At 59.3% G+C, this 23320-nt stretch carries 17 protein-coding genes and 1 pseudogene; 3 read left to right on the top strand and 15 right to left on the bottom strand.

The window, feature by feature from the left end; translation table 11 throughout:
• Positions 1-10 precede the first annotated feature (10 nt).
• The 11 genes and pseudogenes from flgK to E8L99_RS07250 form a co-directional block, all read right to left on the bottom strand.
• Positions 11-1753 (bottom strand): flagellar hook-associated protein FlgK, encoded by a 1743-nt coding sequence (flgK, locus tag E8L99_RS07295; RefSeq protein WP_137098920.1) that lies wholly within the window; start codon positions 1751-1753, stop codon positions 11-13.
• 21 nt (positions 1754-1774) lie between these two features.
• Positions 1775-2269: a flagellar protein FlgN gene (locus E8L99_RS07290; protein ID WP_252511288.1), complete on the bottom strand. Its 495-nt coding sequence runs from the start codon at positions 2267-2269 to the stop codon at positions 1775-1777.
• Entirely contained in the window at positions 2232-2516 is a 285-nt protein-coding gene (locus E8L99_RS07285; RefSeq protein ID WP_137098919.1) for a hypothetical protein, read from the bottom strand. The genes E8L99_RS07290 and E8L99_RS07285 overlap by 38 nt, the downstream gene beginning before the upstream one ends.
• Before the next feature lie 47 nt (positions 2517-2563).
• Positions 2564-3823 (bottom strand): flagellar hook protein FlgE, encoded by a 1260-nt coding sequence (gene flgE, locus E8L99_RS07280; RefSeq protein ID WP_137098918.1) that lies wholly within the window; start codon positions 3821-3823, stop codon positions 2564-2566.
• A gap of 8 nt (positions 3824-3831) precedes the next feature.
• Complete coding sequence (locus tag E8L99_RS07275) at positions 3832-4137, bottom strand: flagellar hook capping FlgD N-terminal domain-containing protein (protein ID WP_137098917.1); 306 nt, start codon at positions 4135-4137, stop codon at positions 3832-3834.
• 333 nt (positions 4138-4470) lie between these two features.
• A complete protein-coding gene (locus E8L99_RS07270; RefSeq protein WP_137098916.1) occupies positions 4471-4722 on the bottom strand; it encodes a hypothetical protein in 252 nt (83 codons plus the stop codon).
• Between the two features lie 92 nt (positions 4723-4814).
• Positions 4815-5243 carry a flagellar export chaperone FliS gene (locus E8L99_RS07265; RefSeq protein WP_137098915.1) on the bottom strand — a complete coding sequence of 143 codons (429 nt, stop codon included), beginning with the start codon at positions 5241-5243 and terminating at the stop codon, positions 4815-4817.
• Positions 5240-6973 (bottom strand): flagellar filament capping protein FliD, encoded by a 1734-nt coding sequence (gene fliD / locus E8L99_RS07260; RefSeq protein WP_137098914.1) that lies wholly within the window; start codon positions 6971-6973, stop codon positions 5240-5242. The genes E8L99_RS07265 and fliD overlap by 4 nt, the downstream gene beginning before the upstream one ends.
• Positions 6974-7031: 58 nt before the next feature.
• Positions 7032-7325 (bottom strand): flagellin, encoded by a 294-nt coding sequence (locus E8L99_RS24175; protein WP_449301089.1) that lies wholly within the window; start codon positions 7323-7325, stop codon positions 7032-7034.
• A gap of 285 nt (positions 7326-7610) precedes the next feature.
• Positions 7611-8204: pseudogene (locus E8L99_RS24135) on the bottom strand (flagellin); the annotation flags it as partial.
• Positions 8205-8345: 141 nt separating this feature from the next.
• Complete coding sequence (locus E8L99_RS07250) at positions 8346-9032, bottom strand: RNA polymerase sigma factor (protein ID WP_137098912.1); 687 nt, start codon at positions 9030-9032, stop codon at positions 8346-8348.
• A gap of 874 nt (positions 9033-9906) precedes the next feature.
• Between E8L99_RS07250 and E8L99_RS07245 the strand changes: the two genes are divergently transcribed.
• Entirely contained in the window at positions 9907-11613 is a 1707-nt protein-coding gene (locus tag E8L99_RS07245; protein ID WP_137098911.1) for a methyl-accepting chemotaxis protein, read from the top strand.
• A gap of 822 nt (positions 11614-12435) precedes the next feature.
• On the opposite strand, the gene E8L99_RS07240 is transcribed toward E8L99_RS07245, so the two are convergent.
• From E8L99_RS07240 to E8L99_RS07225, 4 genes are all read right to left on the bottom strand, one after another.
• On the bottom strand, positions 12436-12981 hold the full coding sequence (locus E8L99_RS07240) for a recombinase family protein (RefSeq protein WP_137098910.1): 546 nt from the start codon (positions 12979-12981) through the stop codon (positions 12436-12438).
• 266 nt (positions 12982-13247) lie between these two features.
• Complete coding sequence (locus E8L99_RS07235; RefSeq protein WP_137098909.1) at positions 13248-14516, bottom strand: site-specific DNA-methyltransferase; 1269 nt, start codon at positions 14514-14516, stop codon at positions 13248-13250.
• A gap of 84 nt (positions 14517-14600) precedes the next feature.
• The gene (locus E8L99_RS07230) at positions 14601-17138 is read right to left on the bottom strand and encodes an RAD55 family ATPase (RefSeq protein WP_137098908.1); all 2538 of its coding nucleotides are present in this window, start codon (positions 17136-17138) and stop codon (positions 14601-14603) included.
• A 1846-nt stretch (positions 17139-18984) separates the two neighbouring features.
• Positions 18985-19500: a hypothetical protein gene (locus tag E8L99_RS07225; RefSeq protein WP_137098907.1), complete on the bottom strand. Its 516-nt coding sequence runs from the start codon at positions 19498-19500 to the stop codon at positions 18985-18987.
• Between the two features lie 988 nt (positions 19501-20488).
• Between E8L99_RS07225 and E8L99_RS07220 the strand changes: the two genes are divergently transcribed.
• Together E8L99_RS07220 and E8L99_RS07215 are read left to right on the top strand one after the other, a co-directional pair.
• Complete coding sequence (locus E8L99_RS07220; protein ID WP_137098906.1) at positions 20489-21532, top strand: alpha/beta hydrolase family protein; 1044 nt, start codon at positions 20489-20491, stop codon at positions 21530-21532.
• Entirely contained in the window at positions 21525-22436 is a 912-nt protein-coding gene (locus E8L99_RS07215; RefSeq protein WP_137098905.1) for a GIY-YIG nuclease family protein, read from the top strand. The genes E8L99_RS07220 and E8L99_RS07215 overlap by 8 nt, the downstream gene beginning before the upstream one ends.
• Positions 22437-23320 lie beyond the last annotated feature (884 nt).

Raw genomic sequence — 23320 nt, 5'->3', positions numbered from 1 at the left:
TTTGCCCCCGCTATGCCGATTGCGCCGCGCTGAGCAGCGCGTCAAACATCGCATTCAGCACCTCCAGAAGCTGAGCCGCGGTGGAATATTGCTGTTCCAGCTCACTCACTCGCGCGGTTTCCTCGTCGATATTGACGCCACTCTGTGAGGCAATCGCATTGGCCAGGGTCTCCTTCGTCGTCTCGCGTGCGGTCAGCGTGCTGGAGGCTGAGGAGGCGGTGCTCGCGATATCGGCGACGATGCTCGAGGCATAGTCCGCAAAGGACAATGATGTGGCCGACAGCCGGCCGGCGGCCGCAAAGCTGGTCTCGCCGGTCAGGGCATCGGACAGGCTCGCCGCAATGCCGTTCTCGCCGGTCGAGACCACCTGGCTGCCGAGCGTCAGGCTTGCGTCGGTACTCAATGCCGCTGTCGCAAGGAGCCCGGGCGTCGCAAGGATATCCGCCTTGACCCGAATGTCCGCGGCCCCGGACCCGGTCAACAGGTCATTGAGGCCGAAATAGTCCGCCAGGCCCTGCCCCGACGAGCCCACTGACGCTGTCAGGTCGGCGATTGCCACGCCGTTCGACGAATCCTCGGCTGCAATCACCAGATGGCCATCCGCATCGATCGAGGCCGACAGGCCATCGATCGCGTCGATGGCGGAGGCAAGGTCGCCGACGGTCGAATAGGCGGAGAGGTCGAGATCGGCGGAGGCGACGAGGTTGCCATCGCTGTCGGTGACGGCGAACCGGGTCGTGCCGCTGGCCGAGAAGGAGTCGGTGGAACTGACGCTCGCCGATCCGGTCAGCGAGGACGGCGGAGGCGACGACGTGCCCTCGTTGTGAACCGCGTTCAAGGCATCGATCAGGCCCGCGGCGAGCTGATCCAGCTCATCCTGGGCTGCCGGCAGGACCTCATCGCGCTGATCGATCAGAGCGCCGACCGTACCGGATGTGATCTGCGTGGTGATGTCCTTGCCGTCCACGCTGATCGCACCGAAGACCGTCTCGGCCGTGACGGTCGAGGCGCTGGCATAGGAGAGTTCATGGGCCTTGCCATCGACCAATGTCGTGCCACCCGACGTATAGACCCTCATCTGGTTGTCGGAATTGACGAAATAGGTGACGTCCATCTGGCCGGACAGAGTCTGCAGCGCCGTGTTGCGCTGGTCTTCCAGATCGGCGGTCGATTCCCCGCGGGCCGCCGCCGAAGTGATCTGGCTGTTCAGGTCGGCAATGGTGTTCAAGGCGTCGTTGATCGTATCGACGGAGGTGTCGATGGCATCGTCGGCGTCCGCCCTGAGAGACTGGATGCCGGCCGACGTCTCGCGCAACTGGGTCGCCACGCTGTCCAGCGCGTCGACGGTCACCGCCTTCAGGGTCTGGCTCTCGGGTGTGCCCGACAATTGCGCGATCGACGATTCCAGGTCGGCGATCGTGTTGGCGATCGAGGTGCCGCTGTCATCCGAGCCGGAGGTTGATCCCAGCAGGCTCTGCGCGCGCGTTCCATAACTGTCGGCGATGGTTGCGGCCGACAGTTCGGACGTTGCCGTCACCAGATCCTTGAGCAGATATTTGTCGACGGTGCCGGTCACCGCCGTCACCGTGACGCCCGTGCCGACCTGGCCGGAGACAACCGATGCCTGGGTCGCGGTCTTGCGCGTGTAGCCGTCCGTATCGGCATTCGCGATGTTGGAGGCCGCCACGCTCATCTGCACCTGCGAGGTCGCAAGCGAGGAATAGGCGATGCTGCGGATGACCGAGAACGACATGGCGGCAGCTCCTCGAACCGGTCAGACCCAGCGGCCGCTGCCGGCGACAGGCGGCGACGCGGTGCGCGTCAGACCGTTCGCCTGATACGGCCCGGACGGAGCGATCTGCTCGCGGATCGCCCGCATCACCGCATCGACCCGCCGTCGCGAGGCATCGATCGCCGCCCGCAGACGTTCGACATTCTCGTCCATGCCCTGCTGCAGGACACCGGTCTGCTCGCTGATGCGGGCGCGAAGCGGCTGATCGGCATGGGCCAGCACAATCCGCCTGCTACGGATGTCGGCGACCCATTGCTCGAACTCCTTGGCGAGTTCCGCCTTGCGCGCGGCAGACAGCGACATGGAGGCTGGAAGCCCCTGCGCCAGCTGGCTGTTCTCGTCGGAGATGACGGCGATCAGTTCGTCGACCAGCGCAAGGATCTTGGTGACCGCGGCATTGGTCGCCGGAGCGGTGTCGCCGGCCGGCCTGGGTCTGGCGTCAGATCCACCGGAAGGCCGGGTGGGTGCGTAACTCATAGGATGCTCCTGGGCTTGTGCCATAGGGGCGCAGAGAGGGCCGGCCGAGGCTGTTGGTGCGCCTGTAGGCATCGGCCGCGTTGATCTTGATGAGGGCCCGGTCGAGTTCGACCCTGAGGTCACGGCTTGCCCGGCGGAGCGCCCGGACGTTGAGATCGAGGTCGGCGATCAGCGCCATGAGGACCTGGCACTCGATTGCGGTCGGACGGGAGCGTCCGGGGGCGGTCCAGTGCGCCGCCTGGCGCACCAGCCGATCCAACAACCGAAGCTGCAGATCAGGATCGGACCCGGCCGTCATCTGACGGCACTGATCAGGGTGTCGTACATCTTGTTCACCGTCGACATGACCTGCGCGGCGGCCGAGTAGGCCTGCTGCGCCGACATCATGTTGGAGAACTCCTGGTTGGTGTCGGTGGTCGAGGCCTCAAGCTTCGAGCCCAGCACGTCGCCGGCGCCACCGGTGCCGGCGATGTGGAGCGTGCTGCCGCCGGATTCCGAACTCGCGGCATAGACACCGCCGCTCATCGCAGTCAGGCCATCGGCATTGTTGAAGGTGGCGACAGCGACCTTGTAGATCGCCCTCTGCTCGCCATTGTCGTAATTGGCGTAGACGGTGCCGTTGTCGCCGATCTCGACGCCGGTGAGGCTGCCGTAGCTGACGCCGTCCTGGTCTTGCGTGAGCGAGACAGCGAGTGTGTCAGCTGTCGATGACAGCTGGGTCAGGCCGCTGCTGGACCCGATCGTGCCCATGTCGAGCGTGATGGTGCTGTCGGCCGCACCGGTCGTCCAGGCGCCGATCGACAGGGTGGCCGGGCTCGGTGACGTGCTCGCGAGTGTGCCATCCGTGTTGAAGGTGATGGTGATGTCGCTGCTCGACACTGTGCCAAGCTGCGTCGTGCCATCCGCGGCGGTCGGGTCCGAAAAGCTCGCCGTCCACGCATTGTCGCCTGTCTTGGTCCAGGTGACCGTCGAGGTGGCCGCGGTGCCGAGCGAGTCATAGAGCTCGACCTCGCTGGTGAACGTGTCGTTCGTCGCCGCATTGGAGGGCAGATTGGCCTGCAGCGACATCTTGGTGGTCGCCGACGCGATCGTGGCGACCGAATTGGTATCGATCGCGGTCAGCGAGCTCTGGGTGGAACTGCCGACGATGTTGCCTTCGGCGTCGGTTTTCCAGCCCTGGAGGTAATAGTCGCCATTGACCAGGTAACCGTCGGAATCGGTCGTGAACTCGCCATTGCGGCTGTAGAAGGTCTGATTGGAATTGGCGCCATCCGTGACGACGAAGAAGCCACTGCCCGAGATCGCCATGTTGCTTGAGGTGGTCGACGCCACCAGCAGACCGGCGGTCGAGATGTTCGAAACACTCGAGACCGACACGCCGCCCGACGAATAGGCGGACGAGGATGAGCCAGTCAGCATGCTCTCGAAGCTCGCCGTCGTCGTCTTGTATCCGTAGGTGCTGGAGTTGGAGATATTGTCCGATATCATCGCCAATGCGGAGCTCTGCGAGGAGAGCGCCGAGACGGCGGAGTTCAGTGCGCCCGAGAGGCTCATGGCGCGCCTCAGGCCGTGATGTTGAGGCTGGAAGCGATGCTGCTGACCGTCGAAGACAGATCCGACAGCGTGCTGGAGAGATCCGACAGCGTCGAGTTCGTCGTCGTCTGCTGGTCGTAGCTCGCATAGGACATGAGCTGGTTCATCATCTCGTTCGAGTCGGTCGGATCGAGCGGATTCTGGTTCTGCAGCTGGTCGACCAGCAGGGAGAGAAAGCTGTCGCCGCTCAAGGTCGACGACGAGCTCGTCGACGATGACGACGTCGTCGACGCGGTGGTGGTGGTGGAGGTGGAGGAGATGGAGCTGATGCTCATGGCAAGCCTCGTTCGGTCACCCGCAGCGTGGCCCTTGCGGGCGGCTGCCAGGATCTGTGCGACGACGTGTCGTTGTGGACGTCGCTAGTGAAACGAGGCTGGAAGGATTTTCAGGCGGGATTTGTTTGCGGAAACTCTACGCACGCCCGAAATCCCGCTTCGGAGCGTCGCATCAACATATCATTTACCATTGTATACTTGGCAGAACGCGGCTGGAACGCTCGATGTTCACAAGACCGGCAAGTGCAGGGCCGAGACATGGGCGGTCCGGGCTCAACGTGGCTCAGCACATGGCCAGGCCGGCGTTACCGGATTCGACTGCGGGGAAGACCGTCAGCGGCGGGTCCGGTCAGCCGGCGAGAGTTCCATCGCACGCCGGATGATCCGGTCGGCGAGCCCGCTCGGGGCAACAGATGGCGCCCTGTCGACAAACATCAGACGGAGCGCCAGAGTCTCATCGAGAAGCCTGCGAGCCTCGGCAGACGCGGCCAGCAAAGCGCGCGCAGCCGCCTGTTCGGCTTGCGGCCATGCCGCAAGATCGTCACCGAAGCGCACCATCGCGGTCTCGAATTCGTGGAACGTCATCGCGCCTTTGATCCACGGACGGAACAGGATGATACCTGCCGTTACCTTGTGGATACAAAAAGCGTGATTTGCATCTGCGCTGCAACAAAAAACTACCGGGCCGTGTTCGGCTTGTCCGGCGCACGCACCATTTCAGCGGCGGACTTCATCCCTGCAACGGACGCCCACGCATCACGCAATTCCGTCAGCCCCTCGATGATCCGCTGATAGCGTTGCGGAGCATCCGGCCTGCCATAGGACGTGTGAAGCGCCACGATATTGCGGTTATAAGTCCGCATCAGATCCTCGCAGAGGTCCTCGCCGCGCTCGAACTTCAGGTTGTGGATCAACCCCCGCAGGATCGTACTGGCCTTGGTAATGGCGACGTAGCTCTCCTCATGCCGTTTCTCGCCAATGGCCTGCACCGCCTTCCGGATCGACCGGATTGCCTCGTCGAGCAGCCGCACCACCGCCGCCAGAGGCGACAGCGCCACCGAGGTGCGCCGGTAGGAAGAGATGGCGTAGTTGAGCATCTGCGTCATGAAGAAGCATTCCACGTGGCAAGCAACTGGGTGAGATAGTCCTGCATCGATTCCGCCTGCGAGATAGCCGACTGATACTTGGCGTAGCGGTTTGTCAGGTTGGTCCGGTAGGTCTCGGCGCGCGAGCGAATGTCATCGCTCTTCGTCTGGAGCGTGTCGTCGACGCTTTCGAGATTGTCGATCAGCGTCTGGAGCGATCCATCCGAGGAATCCACCGCATCGGTCGTGGCATTGTAGAGCAGCTCGGCAAGGCCCGATGAGAACGACAGGTCCACCGATTTCGACGCGGAGCCGGTGTAAACGAAGGTGAACCCTTCATAGGCGCTGCCCTCGGCGCCTATGATCCGCGTCCCACTCACCGTGAACAAGGAACTGTTGCCGTCGACGGATGCTGACGTGATGGCGCCGCTGGAATCGGTCGTGATGTCGAGCGTGAAATCGGCGGGACTGCTGGTTCCGCGCGACAACAGCAGCAGGTCCTGCGAGGACGACGTCATCTGGAACGACAACACTTGCTGAACGGCGTCAAGGTCGTCGAGCAGCGCGTTGTCGAGCGTATCTTCGTCGAGCTCCAGGTTGTTGTTCTCGTCGAATGTGAGGCCCAGCAGGGCCATCGATTCCTTGTTCACCGTGGTGTTCAGGGCATCGTAGACCTGGCTTGAGATGGTGCGCAGCGTGCCGTCGCCGAACAGAACCGCGTCGCTGGAGGCCGTTCCCGAACTGGTGACTGTCTGCTGGGTCACCACATAGTCGCGGAACGCGTTGTACGCATCGACAAGCGACTGCACCGCGGTCTTGGCCGCGCTGACATCGACACCGATATCGACCGTGATCGATGTGTCATCGGGCGTCGTCTGGTAGAGATGGAAGGTGGCGCCATCGAGCACATCGTCGATGTCATTGGATTCGCGGGTGATCTCGATGCCGTCGAGCTTGATGATCGCGCTTTGCGATGCCTGCAGCACATTGGCGAAATCGCCGGATGAATCGGTGATGCCCAGGGATTGCAGCACATCGTCGCCAGACACGGCGCTGGCAGCAATGGTCTTGCCGGTATCACTGGACGACAGGACCAGCTTGTAGGAGCTGCTGGACACCTTGAGCACTGTGGCCTGCACGCCGGTCGTGTCGGTCTCGTTGTTGATCGCCTCAGCAATCTCCGCGAGCGTCATGCCGCTGTCGATGGTGATATCCACGGCGGTCCCATCCACCACGCCGACCGACATCACGCCGGAATAGCCGAGATCCGTGGTGCTACTCGTCTCCGCGCTGCCGCTGATCTTGTGGGTGGTGGCGAGCTGGACGATCTGAAGGTCGTGGGTACCGATATCTGAGCCACTATCCACTGTCACCGAGACGGAGGAGGACGTGTCGACGTCGCCGACGGCAGTCAGATAGGCCGCGCGGTCCAGGAACGCATCGTCCGAGGCGTTCGAGGTCCCCGAGGGCGCGCGGAGCGACTGCGCGGCGCTCTGGATATCGCCAAGCAGCGATTGAAGATTCTCATAGGCCGAGATCTTGGCCTCATTGGCCGTGATCTTGGTGTCGATCGTGTCGGCCTTGTCGAGTTTGGCCTGAACAGCTTCCTCGATCAGGCTGTCCCAATCGATGCTGGACGAGCTCGAGGAACTCGATGTCGACGACGTCGAACTGCTCGTCGTCGAAGACGTCGAATAGGTGGAGGATAACAGGTCCGATGTGCTTGAGCTCGTGCTGCTAACTGAAGACATTGGACCTGCTTCCCCACAAGCGGCGGGCCGAGGGTGCCGGCCCGCCGGATTCAATCCGTCACTGCAGGAGCTTCAGGAGGTCCTGCGGCATCTGGCTCGCCTGCGACGCGGCGGCGACAGCTGCCTGGGTCTTGACCTTGGCCGATGCGAGCTTGGCGGATTCGGAGGCGACATCGACGTCGGAAATCGCCGACCGTGCCGCGTCGAGGTTCTCGATCGAGGTTGCGATCGATTCCGAGCGGAAATTGAACCGCGATTCCGTTGCACCAATATCGGCACGCGCCTGAGACACAGCGTTGATCGCCGCATCCAGCTTGTCGAGCGCCGCTGTGGCGCCATCCTGAGTTGCCACCGACAGTGCGCCCGCATCAGAGCCAGTGCTCGACGTTGTGGTGAAGCCGAGGCTCGTAGCCGAAAAACCGCTGCCCGTGAAATTGTCGAGCGTGATTTCGGCGGACGCGCCGGTTGCCGAATTGCTCAGCGTCAGCTTGCCCGTCGAATCGACCGCCGCTTGGGTGGTGCTCGATGAGCCCAGCGCGGTATTGATCGCGCTGACGAGATCCGCTGCCGTGTAGACGCCGTCGCTGTTCGTGCCGCCGGTCGCGCTCAGGCTCACCGTCGTCCCGTTGATGTCGAAGCTCACGTCGCTGGTCGCGGTGTAGCCCGTCGAATTGCCGGTCAGCGCGGTCGGAGCCGTTGCGGTGTCCGAGCTCATCCCGAGCTGTTCGGCCGTCAGCGTGGCGATGGTCACCTCGATCGTGTCAGATGCATCCGAACCCACCATGACATTGACGCCGGTGGCAAAGGAGCTGGTGCCGTCGAGAAGGCTCTGGCCGTTGTAGCGGGTCGATGTGGCCGTCCCGTCGATTTCATCCGTCAGCTGCGAGAATTCAGCATCGATATAGGCGCGCTCGGTATCCGTGACCGTGCCGGATGCCGACTGGGAGGCCAGCGCCTTCATGCGCTGCAGGATGTCGGAAATGTTGGCGGCGCCGCCATCGGCAGTCTGCAGCACGGAGATGCCGTGCGAGGCATTCGTGGCGGCCTGGGTGAGGGTGGTGACATCCGATGAGATGCGGGTCGAGATGGCGAGGCCGGCAGCGTCGTCCGAGGCCTGCGAGATGCGCGAACCCGAAGCCAGTTTCGAGAGCGACGAGCTCTGGTCGGCCGAGTTCATGTTCAGGTAGCGCACCGCCGAGTTGGCGGCGGTATTCGTGGAGATAACGGGCATGAGGGCTTGCTCCTCGCGTTGTCGGGCCACCCACCCCTGTGCGAGCAGGGCTGAGAAAACGCGATTGTTCGCGTCTGATCATTCAACGGGAGCAGGAGGCATTGTCAGGCGGACTTTCTATCAGTCCGCGTCGGGTTATGGTTAATCGTCAGTAAACGACTGCCGAATGTCCGGCTCGGAACGCCCTAAATACTTTCTTAACTGTTGGCGACCGCGTTTCAGCAGGGACTCAACGGCTGAGACCGTGGTCTCCATCACCTCTGCGATTTCGCCGTTGCTAAGGTCATCGTAGTAGGAGAGCGTCAGGGCAACGCGCTGCTGGTCTGGCAATCGCCCCATGGCCTGGCCGAGCAAATCGGTGACCTCGTGCCGGTGCAGTGCGGTGACGGCGTCGGGCCGCCCATCGGCAAGGTCGGGTGCCTGATCGATGTCGTCGGTGCGCGGCAGGCGGCGCAGGTCGAGGCATCGATTGGTCACCACGCGATAGAGCCAGGTCGAAAACTTCGCCCGGCCGGCAACCCACGATCCGCGATGGGACCAGATCTTGATCAGCGAATCCTGGACGACATCCTCTGCATCGGCGCCGTTGCGCAGGATGCGAAGCGCCAGGGCATAGGCACGATCGATATGGCGCTCGACCAGCAGCCGATAGGCCTGCTCGTCACTCTGGCCAATCCGCTCCAGCAACTCGTCGTCGATATCGCGCGGCCGCGCGGGCATGTCCGCCGGCATCGCCCGGGATTGTCCGTCCAACCGTTTGCTGGCCGTGTTCGACATGATCGGGGTTGCGACGACCGCTGGTTCTGATGTGGCGTAAGCGAGGGCCATTGCACTTCTCCCAACCCGGCGCCCGCACGCAAGTCTGGTGAGGAGGCGGGCCTTGATGGTGAAACGGCGGGGCCGGAGAAATCAGGCGCAGAATTTTCAAAAAACTTATATTTTTCAATATCTTAAGTAGGCATTTGTTGCCGCCTGCCCGGCAAGAATTGCCGCATCGCGCCGGAGCTCCCGGATGGTCGGCCAGCGCATGCTCCCTATCCTTTTGACAAGGCAGCCATCTTCGCGAATCACCTGGCGCCGGACCTGCCCCATGGGCACCGGGCACAATCTTCCGGGCTTGCGGCTCCGGAGGGCTATGTCGCGCGCCTCCGCGAGGCTTGAACGGATAGCCCATGGCGATCGACATGGTGGGTGCGCTGCGAGAGAGGGAGAGGTGGGCCCGCCGTACCGGAGCCTTCGTCGCACGCCGGACGCGCCTTGGACCCGAGGCGACGATAGCGCCGCTTCTGACATGCGAGCACAGCCATGGCGCGGCCTCCGGGAGCGTGGCCTTCCGTTGCAAAGCGCTGGAGCGGAGGCATCTGCGTGGAGGACCTCCAGACGAGACTCACCCTGCAACCTTTGCATCCAGACTGCATTGGGCTGATGGGTTGTATTACAGGAGCGGTGACGCTTATGCCCAGGCTATCCGTGGCCGTAACGAGAGACCCGCCAACAGATAAGCACTTGCTTTCGTGATCAATCTGGCCGAGCGGCATTGTCCTCCGCGGCTGGCCGGGCTTGGCAAGGACGCCTGATCTCTGTCTCACCAGTTGTCTGTTTCGCGGCTACAAATACATACTACAGATTGTATCTTATTCAAAATTTAACATCTTTTTGATTGTTGTTACCCAGCGGAAGACCCCCCTCAACGGATTGCACCATGACACTGCTCAATCGAATGCGCATCACCCCGAAGATGATGATGGTCATCATCCTGCTGAACCTGCTGACCGTCGCGATCGCAGCGGTGGGCATGTTCTCGCTGTCGTCAGTGGGGGTCGATTCTCAACTGGGCCAGGGCGGTGCGGCCCGGGCGCTCGCAAGCGCACAGGCCAATTCCTCGCTGGCTCTCATCGCGCGAGCGGAAGCCACTCTGGCTGCGTTGCCTACCCAACAGGCGATTGCGGACAATCTCCGCATGATCGAGGAACAGCAGGTCCGGATCGCGGACAGGATCGGTCGTATCCGCACAAGCCCCAGCGAGGAGGTTCGCGCAAAGCTCGCAGTGTCGGAAACAGCTTTCGCAGCCTATGCTGCGGCGCGCGCCAAGACCGTCGAGATCGCCCGTGCGGTAACCGGCACGGCCAGCGAAGCCCAACGCCAGGCACTCGGCGAAGCGGTCGCCGCCGGGCGGGACCAGTTCCTCAAGGCCCGCGCCGCAGGTCAGGACCTCACCGCCCTTCTGGTGCAGCGGTCGGAGACCTATAACCGGTCGATCACCGAGACCGAAACCTCCATGTCGCGCCTCTTGATGATTCTGGCCGGTGTCTCGGTCGTCCTCGGCCTTCTCGCCGGCCTGCTCATCGGCCGCTCGGGCATTGCCGTTCCGATCGCCAGCCTGTCGGGACAGCTCGGTGAACTCGCCAATGGGCGCTTCGACATCGACATCAAGGGCACGGAGCGTGGCGACGAGATTGGTGACATCGCCCGTTCGGCTGAGACGTTCAAGGCCAATGGCATCGACGCGCAGCGCCTGCGCGCCGAGCAGGAGACGGCCCGCCAGCGCGCCGCCAGCGACCAGAAAGCCCTGATGCACCGCATGGCGGATGATTTCGAGACGGCCGTCGGCTCGATCGTCCAATCGGTCTCGGCCTCGGCAGAGCAGCTGAAGGCCGCCGCCGGCACCCTGACCGGTGCCGCCAACGAGGCCTCCGCCCAGACCGCCGCGGTGGCCGCCGCCTCGGAACAGAGCTCCGGCAACATCCAGACGGTTGCCGCTGCCACCGAAGAAATGGTGGCATCCGTTCGCGAGATCGGCAGCCAGGTCGACACATCGGCCCACATGGCCACCAGCGCGGTCGCCAATGCCGACACCTCGGCCGGCCAGGTCGAGGACCTTGCTCTGAAGGTTCAGAAGATCGGTGAGATCGTCGACCTGATCAGCGGCGTCGCGGCCCAGACCAACCTGCTCGCCCTCAACGCCACGATCGAAGCCGCGCGGGCCGGTGAAGCCGGCAAGGGCTTTGCGGTCGTCGCCGCCGAAGTGAAGGGCCTCGCTGACCAGACCAGCAAGGCCACGACCGAAATCGCCAATCAGATCGCCGGCATTCAGGAGGCGACCCGCAACTCGGCCCAGTCCATCACCGGCATCGCCAAGACGATCCGCGAGATGAGCCGCGTGTCGACCGACATCGCGGCAGCCGTCGAGGAACAGGCAGCGGCCACCAACGAGATCGCCCGGAACATCCACCAGGCCTCGGCCGGATCATCGGAAGTGGCATCAAACATCACCGGCGTGTCCCATGCGGTCACCGAGACGGGTGCCGCGGCGACGCAGGTGCTGTCATCCGCCGACGGCCTCGCCGGCCAGGCCGCTGAGCTGCGCAGCGAGATGAGCAAGTTTCTGGCTGGCGTGCGAGCGGCCTAGCCGTCTCGCCAGGAGGCGGCCAAGGCCGGTTCACCGTCGTCAAGTTCCTCGATCCGTCCTGGCGATCCCCTCGCCTGGGCGGATCGATCATTTTGGTCAGCACCATGCCGGCACGCACTGGCGCGCCATGCCAAGCAGTGGGTTTCGCAATTTCAACGAGATGGATGGTGCTGCGAGACAGGATTGAACTGTCGTTGCGTGAGTCATAACCATTATTTATCAATGGGTTATACTGGTACTTCGTCAACTTTTGTAACGCTGGAACGAACGAGCTTTTGTAACGTACGCCCTCAGCGCTAGGCGCGTCGCGACGGCCTCCGCGAAAGTCTAGCGCTTGGCGAGGTTGCCAACATCCAAATACCGTCTGATCGATTGATAGCATAACAGACATCAGCGTGCGGTAAGTATGCGATTACTTACGAGAATTGACGTATTGACGCTTTTATACGAATCATTAACAAGCACTTAACGATTTCTGGAGGCCAGAATGACTGTATCCCGTACCAAGCTTGTCGACTTCAACACTAAGGTCAGCCGCGATTTCCGACGAGATGTGCGCATCTTCTGCAGCATGAAGGGGTGGACCATGCGGCAGCTCATTACCGAGGCGATAGCGGACCTATTTGCCAAGCACCGTTTCCGGCCCGGCGAAAGCTTCTTTCCTGGGCCCGACGAACCCTAACTGCTCGCAGTCGCACGATGGGCCGCAAAATGCGAGACATGCCCTGCAACGGCCTCGTCGCAGGCGGTCAACGCGCGTTGCCAAACACGGTGTGATGGAGCCTCGACGCCGCAACACCAGTAAAGTGATTCCGTGGAGTGCTAGGCGGCACCCAACACTCGGTACACAGATGCGCGCCCGATCCCCAGCTGTTTAGCAATCTCGCTGCCGCCCAATCCGCGAGCTCGGAGTTCCTTGACTGCAGCAGGATCAATGCTAGGGCGACGCCCCTTATAAACACCTTCCGCTTTCGCCCTGGCGATCCCTTCAAGTTGGCGCTCACGGCGAAGGTTCGTCTCGAACTCAGCAAACACCCCTAGCATGTCCAAGAATGCCTTTCCTGCTGCCGTCGAGGTGTCGATCGGTTGTTCAAGGGCTCGCAGGCTGGCTCCCTTGCCGCGGACGCTTCTAACGATGTCCTGCAGATCGCCTATCGAACGTGCCAGGCGATCAATGCGTGTGATCGCGAGGATATCGCCGGGCTGCAGGAAATCGAGAATGATCTGCAGCTCAACCCGACCGTCGGTGCTCGTGCCGCTCTTCTTCTCGGCGCGCACAGCGGCACACCCTGCGGCCTTCAAGGCCTCGATCTGGATTGACAGATCTTGGTCAACGGAGCTGACCCGCGCGTAGCCATACATGGTCATGAGTGTGTCTCATTTGGCTCAAGACCATCGCACAATCATTTCTCGGAACATCGGTGTCAATCCAAACGAGACGGTCAGGCTGTCTCGCAGCGTCGTCTCGCAGGGGTGTACTTATTCGAGGCAATCAGAAGCTACGATTAAACTGTCAATTTCAAGCGGCCGTCAAGCCGCACTTCGGGCAGGGGCAACAGAGGTCGGCAGCTCAGCGAACCAACGGAGAGTTACGACGACTATACACACTGTAATGCCAAGTGGCTCATCCGGATCTATCTTTTTGAAATGACAATTAGATTCTCTTGCAGATCATGGCGTCCACCCTGCTGCGCCGATGCTCTCATGAATCGGAAGGGCTCGTAACGCACTGTGCAACATCCGAACGACGGAGCAAGCTCGGAAATAATGGTCGCGGCAGGCACTAGAACAGACGCATACTGGCTGTCACCAACAACAACCCACATCTGGCCGTTCGGCCGCACCTTCTTAGCGCACTCAGTCAAAACGCGAGTTAGGTCACTAAAATATGACCCTATCATTTCTGGTATTCGTCTATCCCACAGCTGATCACGTTTGGATTGAAGCCGTTCTAAGATAACCGACAGTGTTTTCGACGAAGTCGGTGGTGAGATCAATGGTCGGCTTACCTGTACGTGCGACGATAGCGTCTTCAAGCGCAACGCACGATTGTCCTCTGCGTTCGCAATATACCCCAAGCACCATAATTCTATATTGTATACGTCGGTGTAGTCGAACGAATTTGGATAGGGCGGAGAGCACACCACAATGTCAACTTCGCTTATGCCGGCTATTGTCGTCCTCGCATCGCCATGCAAAACAGTTGATGTAGTCGTCATCCGTCGACCAAACCTCTGTATATCGGCTAACGCGCTTCGCACAGTTTCAGCGAAAGCGGTATCGAGGTCAGCAACGGTACTGCGTCGGGCCCGCCATCCTTGCCGATACCGCCGCCCCTTGCCGCTGACAACGACGTTCGAATGGTCAACAAGTATACCTCCCAGAAGGACGCGCAGCAGGCGCCGGTGCTTCAAATCTGGCAGCGTATCGAAAGCCGCCAGCAGCGCGCCGATACGCATTGCAATTGGGCGCTCGAAAAGCCAACGCCCGTTTAGGCCCGGCTCTACGAAGGTTGGGGGAAGCGACTCCACATAAGTCTCAGCGCATTTAGCGAAACCGTCTGCAATGCCAATTGCGACCGCGCAATCCACTGCAACGACATCAACGTCGTAGCAAGCTAATTTTGCTTCAATGAGATCCGCCAAATACGGATTTACCTCGACTGTAATTGGGTGGACGCCCAGGAACTGTGCAGCCAATGCAGTAGTGCCAGATCCGCCAAACGGATCCAAGCAACTGGTGACTGGCCTTCCAGCTTGTGAGAAGGCATATGACACGAGCTCGGGGGCGAACGCCTCCTTGAACCGTCGCCAGCGCTGGAACGGCAGCGAGTCGGCGCCAGCATTTGTGCCGAAGCTCACAATATTCCGGCCGCCTATCCACTCTTCAAACGTGACTGTCACAAACTATGACCAAACCCGTAATCGAACGCCAGTATGCAGGTAGCCCTCAACATAGCAATTGGTGAGCGCCCATAGAGTGATACCTCAAAGAACTAGCTCCACGATCGAGTGCTCGCGATTCCAAAAGTACTCCAACGATCGAGCGTCCTGCCCGAGGGCGGAGATGATGCGGATCTGATTGCGACCAACGCGCTCGTCCGGCCGCTCCGGGGCAGATATGTCGATATAAAAATCAGCAGCATTAACCAGCGCCTGCAACAGTGGCCCTACTCGATGCATAGCTGTCTCGACGTCTCCGCGAAACTGAAACGCGGAGTCCATTCCACGCACTTCAAACTGCGTGTGGGTCGTTATAAGAGTAACGCCGAGCACCCGGCAGAACTCAAACAGAAGCGGCCAAAGCATAAATGTGTCCTGAAGCCGGGGGAATTGCAAAAACACATTGTGCAAACCATCGATGACGATTCCGGTAAACGGCGTTCCATCAAGTGCGCGTGATTCCACTTGAGCAATAATTTTCGCGATGAGAACTTCTGGAGACAGGTATCCCGGATAAAGCGGAATAACATCGCACCGGAAAGCTCTGGGCGGCTTCCCCATGTGTGAATCTGCCCCAAATGACCGTTCGATCACGGTCTGCAACTCCCGGTAATATGATTCATTGTAAAGAAACGAAACTACCAAAGCGCGCGCCGGATCCTCAAAATCGCCAGAATCAGCGCGCGCACCTGCAAATAACGATGGCTCGAATGAATCGCTACCTATCAAGGGCTTCATAAGAAGCTTGAGTGCAAATCCCGCTTTGCCAGTACTACCGCGACCACTCAGCAATATCTGCGAACGCTCATAAATTCGCGCGAGAGGTCGCGCCTCAAGCTCTTCTGTGCCAGGCCTGAGCCGTCGAACTCCTGTTTGTAAAAAATCGTAGTACCGCGACTTATTCTGCGCCTTCCATTCAAGATGAGTATACCGATCGAGTTGTGCTGCGAGCTGAGGATACAGCTTAACGCCATCTCTCCGGGAAATATGCAGCAGGTGTGCTCCAGTTCTCGAGTACTGTAAGCGCGTTTTCTCGAGAACGAACCTGCGTAACGGCTCTTCCGCCGCGTCTCTCGGCGTATCAACCTCCAATCGAACGACAAAATCCACTGCATAATCAAGTTCACGAAGGGCCGGCTCATCGATATCTGCGCTCAGAATAACAACAAACGCACCAAGCTCTCGGAACCTATCGACCAAGTGGCGTAGCCCGGATGACTTGTCGTCCAGTCTCTTGTCGATAAGCTCATGAATGCCGTCGAAGACGACATAGAGGGGAACGAGTCCGGGAGACAATTCCGACAATGATACGTTAGCCGACGCGTACTTCGATATTATCGCATCAATGACATCTTCGACATCCGCAAATTCCTCTGCCGGATTATCATTCTCAATCTTTTCGCCGTGAAACCACTCGTTTATATGCCTTGGAAAGGTGGACATTCGCGACACAAATGGAGGCGTCAAGGTCAACACACGCTTCTTGAGATCGACTGGATCCTCCTCACACGACAGGTAAATTGTCGTGGTGCCCATCGGCGCGAGCGCGGCGCCTATTGATAAGGCCACGCTGGTCTTTCCAGCTCCCGATGCGCCCGAGATGCGGCCGACAACCCCTCGATTAGTTGTGGTTCTGATCCCACGCGCGAAAATCACATCGGCCCCAGGGAGCGGAAGCGGAAACCCGTCCAGTTCGTTTATAAGCTCTGAGGGCGACGGCAGCCGGCTCACTTGATCAACAATCCGAAACTCGTAAACCGACGCCTGGCTGGACAGCTCCCTCTGCGCCAGAAACGTATCGCGTCCAATCAACGGCCTCTCGTGTCGCCTCTCTGGCGTGTAGCTTCCTTGTTCCGGCGCAAAAGCGAGCACAGCGAGGCCCCGTGACGCCAACAAATGCCCTACGATGAAGTCCGTCGGAGTCGCCGGATAAAACGTATCACCCTTTCTATGATAAGACTCCGCCTTCTGGAGCGAATTTGCAATATTATCAAACGATATGAACTCTTTGATGGCGTCCACTGGCGCCAATTTGGCGACTTTCCGCTTTGTCCTATTGAGATGGACATAGAAATCATATGCGCTCGAAAATATCTCAGAGCGAACGACAACATGTGCATAGCCATCGCTGGCGAGATATTCCGGTGATGTGAGTAACTGCCGCATCAAATACAATGGCGAAAACAGATACTGCTTCGAGCGATTTCGTTTATCATTATTCGAGCTGGGCGGGGAGACAATGAGGGAGCTTCTCACCTGAGAAGCGCGAAAATGCTCCAGCAACAACGCGTAAGGTCGCGTAAACGCGGGCCGGCGCGACGTCGTCTCACTCCCTCTTGCTCTAACTGTGCGCAGGCTATCGAAATACCCAGCAGTGAGATGTGGGTCGAATTGGGTTGCGTTTTTCCCAAGAGCAGTGAAGCACCCGCTGACGCGCCAACCGAATGGCTCGGATAGCCACACTTCAGCTGGCTCCTCGCAGAACAACTGTACTGCTGACCACCACCCCGCGAGTATGTCTTGCGATGCCGCTTTGAATGGTCTCGCGAGAAGAAACTGGCGCGACGAGGTGCTCTGCATCATACCAGTTCTCGTGCACGATTACGGCGATCTGAGAGGCCGCCGGCTTGGATGAATTTAATGTTGTTTGCTAGCGCGGGGCTATTCTGAATGCTTTTTGCAGCAAGACTGCCGCGCCCGGAATTGCCTGGCCTAGTGCGAGTTGCCAACGGCCGATGGCCTGGGCGCCGGGCAAGCTTTGATCGATCGGGGCCGAACGCGCTATTTGCAATTGCCCAGAAGCGCTTTCGCTGGCTAACTGGGACGGTCAGTCCAATTTGCTCAAGCCACTCTCCCAAATGGGAGCCTCCCGCCAACCGAATTTTATCCAGCCGGGTTTCCAATTGCCTCACAGAAAAAGTTCCCGCCGCGATCTCCTCCAAAATTACCTGCTGCCTATCAAAGACATCCGGCAGCATTGGAACAATCAAATCTATCCATTCTAAAGGGTGTTTCTGACGAAATTCTAGATCGTTTGATAGCGCCCAACTCGTCGGTGGCTTCCCCCCAGACGCAAGAATTCCGTAGATTACCGCTCTGCAATGCACGCCACAGGACTGTGGCATCCACACCATCTGTTCCAGCTTCTCAAATACGCTAGATGAATGTATACCACCGTAATCTATTAGGAGAGCTATCGCGTCCCACCAATGTTTGTCGTCCGGAACTCCCTCATCCAAAAGCCGACAAAGGAGGCTCTCTGTCCGCAAGCGCTCATCGTCGGAGCTCCTCATTCCGGATGCCAGAAGCTCGAGTTCGGTTCTTTGGAATGCATCGAACTTTCCGGCAACATGGTCGGAAATTATCTCTCGGAGGCGCATACGAATCTCAGTGTGATCATTGGCGCCCAATTGTTCCAACTCTGCCACGACGCGCGCCCTTAGGGGGACTTGAGAGTTATCCGTTCGACCGGGCGATCCAAGAACCGAAGTTCGGGTGGATCTGCCACTATCTCCTCAAACCCGCCCTTACCGCTCGGACAACCGACAAGCGGACGAGTTTTACCCCGCCAGTCCCAAAAGGGCAACGTGCTCCATGTGGCGTCAAGGAAGCGAGGCACAGACGGGTTGGTGACATGCTGGCTGCGGAAGCAAAAGGCCAGCCGCACTTCGCCTGGTATTAACTGGATGCCGAGTCTCATTCCGAGCCAATCGTCTAGAACGCCAGAGAATGCATCTCGCCCCCGGCCTGGATTTCGGAAGAGCCAAATTTCGCCATCCTGTCGCGCTGGGACTTTTGAGCTTTGAATCGTCATCGCTGCCAGACGCTCAGTTTCTGTGACTGGCTTGCCTGCGGATCGCTTCTCAGTATAGCGGAGCCATGCGTCAACCTTCCGGCGGAACTCCGAAGGCGCCATACTGAACTCTTGTGCAGTCTTGGCGATGAAAGTGAACTCCGATATGATCACTCCAAGCCCCTCGTCAGGCATTAATTTGTCCGGAGGCGGCCCCTTGCGAAGCTCGCCTTTTCGTTCCTTGTCATGAGCCGCTGCGGCACTATTGGTGTCTGAGCCACACGAATTTATCATTGCGAGGTACGCAAGCTTTTTGCGTCTGGGCGTGTATCGGCAATTTAGGACATTTTCGAATGCCTGTGTTGTCAAGGCGTGAGGGTGGGGCGGATATTTGGGCATGTCGTGATTTCCAGAAATGAGCGACTATTCCAGCTGCAGCCTTGTTCAATAGATATATGGAGTCGCAAGGATGGCAACTCCCGCAATTATGGTTACACCCCCCCCGAGCCGATAGCGCATGCGCATCATGGATAGGGCAAACAAATCATCCGACTTAAGCCCATGCATGCGGCGCGCATTGCGACGAGGGGCATTTGAGTTATTTCAACATAAGACCATGTTATCGCAGAGCGCGTTCTATAATTTAGTCCATACGAGTTTCCCCGAATTTATAGCGTCAGTGGTATCCGAGAATCCGACCCACAAACCTGTCGCAGCGTGTCCCGCGCCAGGCATCCTAAGCTGATAAACACCATGATAACCCCCGTCATTGCCGCGACTGTCGAACCAGATGCCAGATACAATAGTCTTATCTCGGCTCAAGCGACCGATAAAACCATAACGTAGCTTCAGTCCGGCTGGTGTGGTGCCGGTGCTCTCGATCGCAATAGTGTTAAAGCAGCGATATATCGTGCTTGTGTGGGTATTGCTCTCTTCGAACGAGGCGCTATTGACAAACCATGTGACGTCCCATTGGCCGCTCCAAATCGGATGTATTAGATATTTTCCGATATATTGATCGAACATTCGGATACCCCACATGGAAAGGCTTATGCGTCGTGCAACGTCGGTGAATGCGGCAGTCAATGCATTTCGACCGAGCAATGTTAAGGCGCCACCTATCGCTGCCCAGGCAATGTCAGTCCAATGCATTCTGCATCTCCGTTGAGAAAGCGGTGTCGGGGTTCGATTCGCAGTCGACGCGTTATTCTAGGAAAAGCAAACTCGGCCGGACAGTGAGGAATTGCGCATTTCGTAAATATTTGTGCGTTCTTCGGTTCAAGGCTAGCCTGATCGATTGTGGCTGTGTGAATGACCTTAGGGAATTGTAGTCGCTGGAGTTCGTATTGCGGCGCAGCAATCGGGCGCCAAAGTGAGGTTCCCCATGACCCTGGCAGCTTACTCCGTCCGTTTTTGAAATGACCGGTATGCAATTGCCGTCGACGAGCGCCAGAGCGCTTATCCAGTCTGACCACCCCAATTCGCGACTTCTGCGATAGTAATCCGGCGCGCAAGGCGAGTGCGTTGAGGCCCGTCTCACAAGTGGGCATTCACGTTGCCCACTAGGGGCGGAGGCACGTTTTCCGGTACCGCGGCCTTGTCCCGAGGTAGGGTCGCGCCGGCAATTTTGAACAGGCTGCCGAAGCCCGCGCCGGGCGCGTCGAGGAAGCGTACTCATTGGAGGTAACAAGAAGTGAGGCGGTTGATCGTCGCGGCGAGTTACACCCGTCTTCTGCATTTCGCAGTGCGGTGCATTCAACCACTCTGCCACCTCTCCACGGCCGCAAAACGGCACAAGCGCGATCCAAGACCTTCGTCAACAACTGCTCAAGTGAGCGTTAGCCATGCAGGACCTGATCTCCCAATTATCCTCGGTTTAACAACGGGAGCATAAGCCCGCGGGCCATACGCACTCTGGTAGCGGGCTTGACCACGACATTAACAGCTATCTTGGGGCTGACTGCGAAACCTGCCCTAACAGTTATCCGTCGCACCGCGTCGCCCTTCCCGGACTGGCCGAGCATTCCGGGGTTGACCATAGCGGGAGGGCAGTTATCCATGCCCCCAGGGAGCGCGGTAGTATGCCAGCGAAATCGCGATGATGGCGGCATAGTCGACGTGATTGTCTTGGGAGGCTGACATGAAGTTGTTCAAGAGACTTTCCATCTTAGCGGCGATCACGGGCCTTGCAGCCTTGTCCGATCGAGCGGCAGCGCAGAGCGACTTCTCCTGTGCGCCGACCCCATTGGAGGCGATAGATAGAACTTACGACCCCGGGGGCTGGAACTATGACCGAGAGCGCGTCGCCAATACATATGCAATCTACGCGGCTGCGAGCTACGACGCCTACGAGCCAACCGAGCCAGGCAAGGAGAAGCGTCCGTTTGCAATTGCTGACAACGACCCGAACCTGAGCCGGCTATCGGGCGATCCGGGGGTTACGGGCTGGCGCTTAGTCCGCAAGGGCGTCGGCGGTGTGCCGGGATTATCGTACGACGTTTATCATCGGAACGAGGCCGCCCGCCTTGTTGTCTTGGTGGCATACAGAGGCACCGACGGTTGGCTTAACGCAGATGGCATTGCGAACGCGTCATGGTTCACTCAGTGGTTCAATCCCTATGACCAATACCGGGCGGCAAGGAACGAATTCCCTGAAGTCGTGGCAGAAGGCATTAGGGCTGCACGAGGCAAGCCAATTGCCTTCATCACGACTGGGCATTCGTTAGGTGGCGGCTTGGCGCAACACGTCGCTGCGGTTTTCCGATGCGTTTCTACCATCGTGTTTAACTCCTCCTTTGTCACCAACACGCTCTTCTATGGGAACTACACCCCTGAAGTGCGGATCAGGCTGTATGAGGACAACGACGCATTCTCGCGCTTCGCCTCTCGCATGACGAACACCAAGAACGATGCGCTTTACCGGATGAACGGGACTCTCGGCAGGGCGATAGTAGCGCAGCATTCTATGGAGCGTCTGGCGGCGACCATGATGCGCACCGCCTTGGCCTGCTTGGACAGACCGGACTGTGACATCCGCAGGGATGGTGTGGGCCTGTCCCGCACCCTCTTGTGCGCTCGCTATCGCAGCTTACGGCCAAGAAATTGGCAGGATGACATCTGCCGCCGTAACGCGCCTAGCGCTCCGGCCTTCAGCACGCGGACTATGGTTGAGCTGCATGACTGAGCCCTTCACCATCCGCATCTTCGTTCCTGATGGCGATCCTGAGGGAGTGCGCATCGTTGACCGGCTGAACTGGACCGGCAAAGGCCTTGTGATCCCGCGCGACAGGTGGAACGCGGTGAAGAGCCGTTCTGAGTTCGAGCGGGCTGGCGTCTACATCCTCGTTGGCTACGGCGATGACGACCAGCCGATCATCTACATCGGACAGGCGGACGGCGTGCGCGGCCGGATCGACACCCATGCGGAACAAAAGGAATTCTGGAACTTTGTCCTGGTGTTCGTCTCGAGCAATAACGACCTGAACCGTGGTCACATCACATGGCTGGAATGGGCGCTGATCAAGCAGGCCGACGCCGCGAACCGGGCTGTGGTGCAGAACGGACAGCGACCCAACGAACCGGCGCTGGGAGAGGGCGACAAGGCCGACACCAACGCCTTCCTCAAGCAGATGCTCCAGATCATGCCTTTGGTGGGCGTTCATGCTTTTGAGAAGGCTAGGGCAATTCTTCCAGCCAAGACCGTCCAGGAAGTGGCAGCGCTCGGCGGCTCTCAGACTGACAAGGACACGATCATTGTTCCTGCGAATGAAGAGGGCTTTCGCCGCGTTTTCCTTGGTGAGAACTGCTGGCATTCCATTCGCATCTCAGGCGGTATGCTGCCGCGCATCAAATGGATCGCTGGCTACCAGACGCTTCCGGTCGCGGCCATAACCCACATCGCAGAGGTGGAGCGGATCGAGCCCTATGGCGACACCGGGAAGTTCCGGCTGGTGTTCAAGGCCCCCGCAACTTCGCTCGCCAAGCCCATCCCCTTCGCTGATGCCAAGCCCGGAGCGATGCAAGGACCGCGCTACACTTCACGTGACAAGCTGCTTAAGGCGAGAGTGCTGAAGGATTTGGTGGGGTAGTCGAACGACCTATGGCCCAACAGGCCAAGATGCTTGTCGAGGTGATCCTGGGTCTGAACGAGAGCGCAGCAGGGTAGGTGGGAGGTGGTTGAGCCTCGTCAAGCTCATGCGGGGTAAGGCGGTGGCGGACATCCACGTCCGAACACGCTGGGATCAAGCGTCATTGCCGGGTAGCCAGCGGACCGCCTGGTGCGTTCGGTAGTCGCGGAGCGTTGCACGGTGCACATCTCTCGGCATTGCGAGGCTCGCTTCCCCAGTGGATCGACATCTCGGATAGCCGATGGACCAGGATATGAATTGGTCGTAGCCGGGACTGCGTTTGCCTGAGGCGCGCTAGCCTTGAACACCGAAGGTCTCGGCTTGGATCGGGCACGGTCATTTCTACCTCGTTAGGCCGAGAGCAAATGCGCCTGAGCGAAGCAAGAACGCAGGTTTTGTGGGCGTCTCTTGGCGAAAAATGGATTTCGCACTTACCATACACACACCTTAGACTAACCTTTTCGCACTCGGCGGGGCGTTCACAAACGATAGTCGCCCGGATTTGAACGGATGGCTGATCATGGCGACTAACCATCACGCTGCCGGAGACTAACCTTTAAAGGTGAGTCAGACTGCCGGGGTAAGGATGAATTGCCATCAGCCCGGGCACGGGCTGCACCCTGGTGGGCAAGCCGACGGTACTCTAGGACTTCGTGTTAGCTGGCCGCGGGATGGAAGTGTCGGAAATAGATGCACTCTAGAAGCGGCCAGGGAGCTCGCTGGCTGGCACGGCGCATCTTTCCGACAAGGGGGGTGCGCCCGGCACCCATTTTGCCCTCCTTGGCCCTTAAAATCGTCGATCCGGATACAACGACTACAAGGCAATCGAGATCCGGGAAGTAATT

The organism is Phreatobacter aquaticus, from assembly GCF_005160265.1.
Taxonomy (GTDB): domain Bacteria; phylum Pseudomonadota; class Alphaproteobacteria; order Rhizobiales; family Phreatobacteraceae; genus Phreatobacter; species Phreatobacter aquaticus.
Note: the sequence above shows the minus strand (reverse complement) of the source record. Positions and strands in the feature narration are given on the sequence as shown.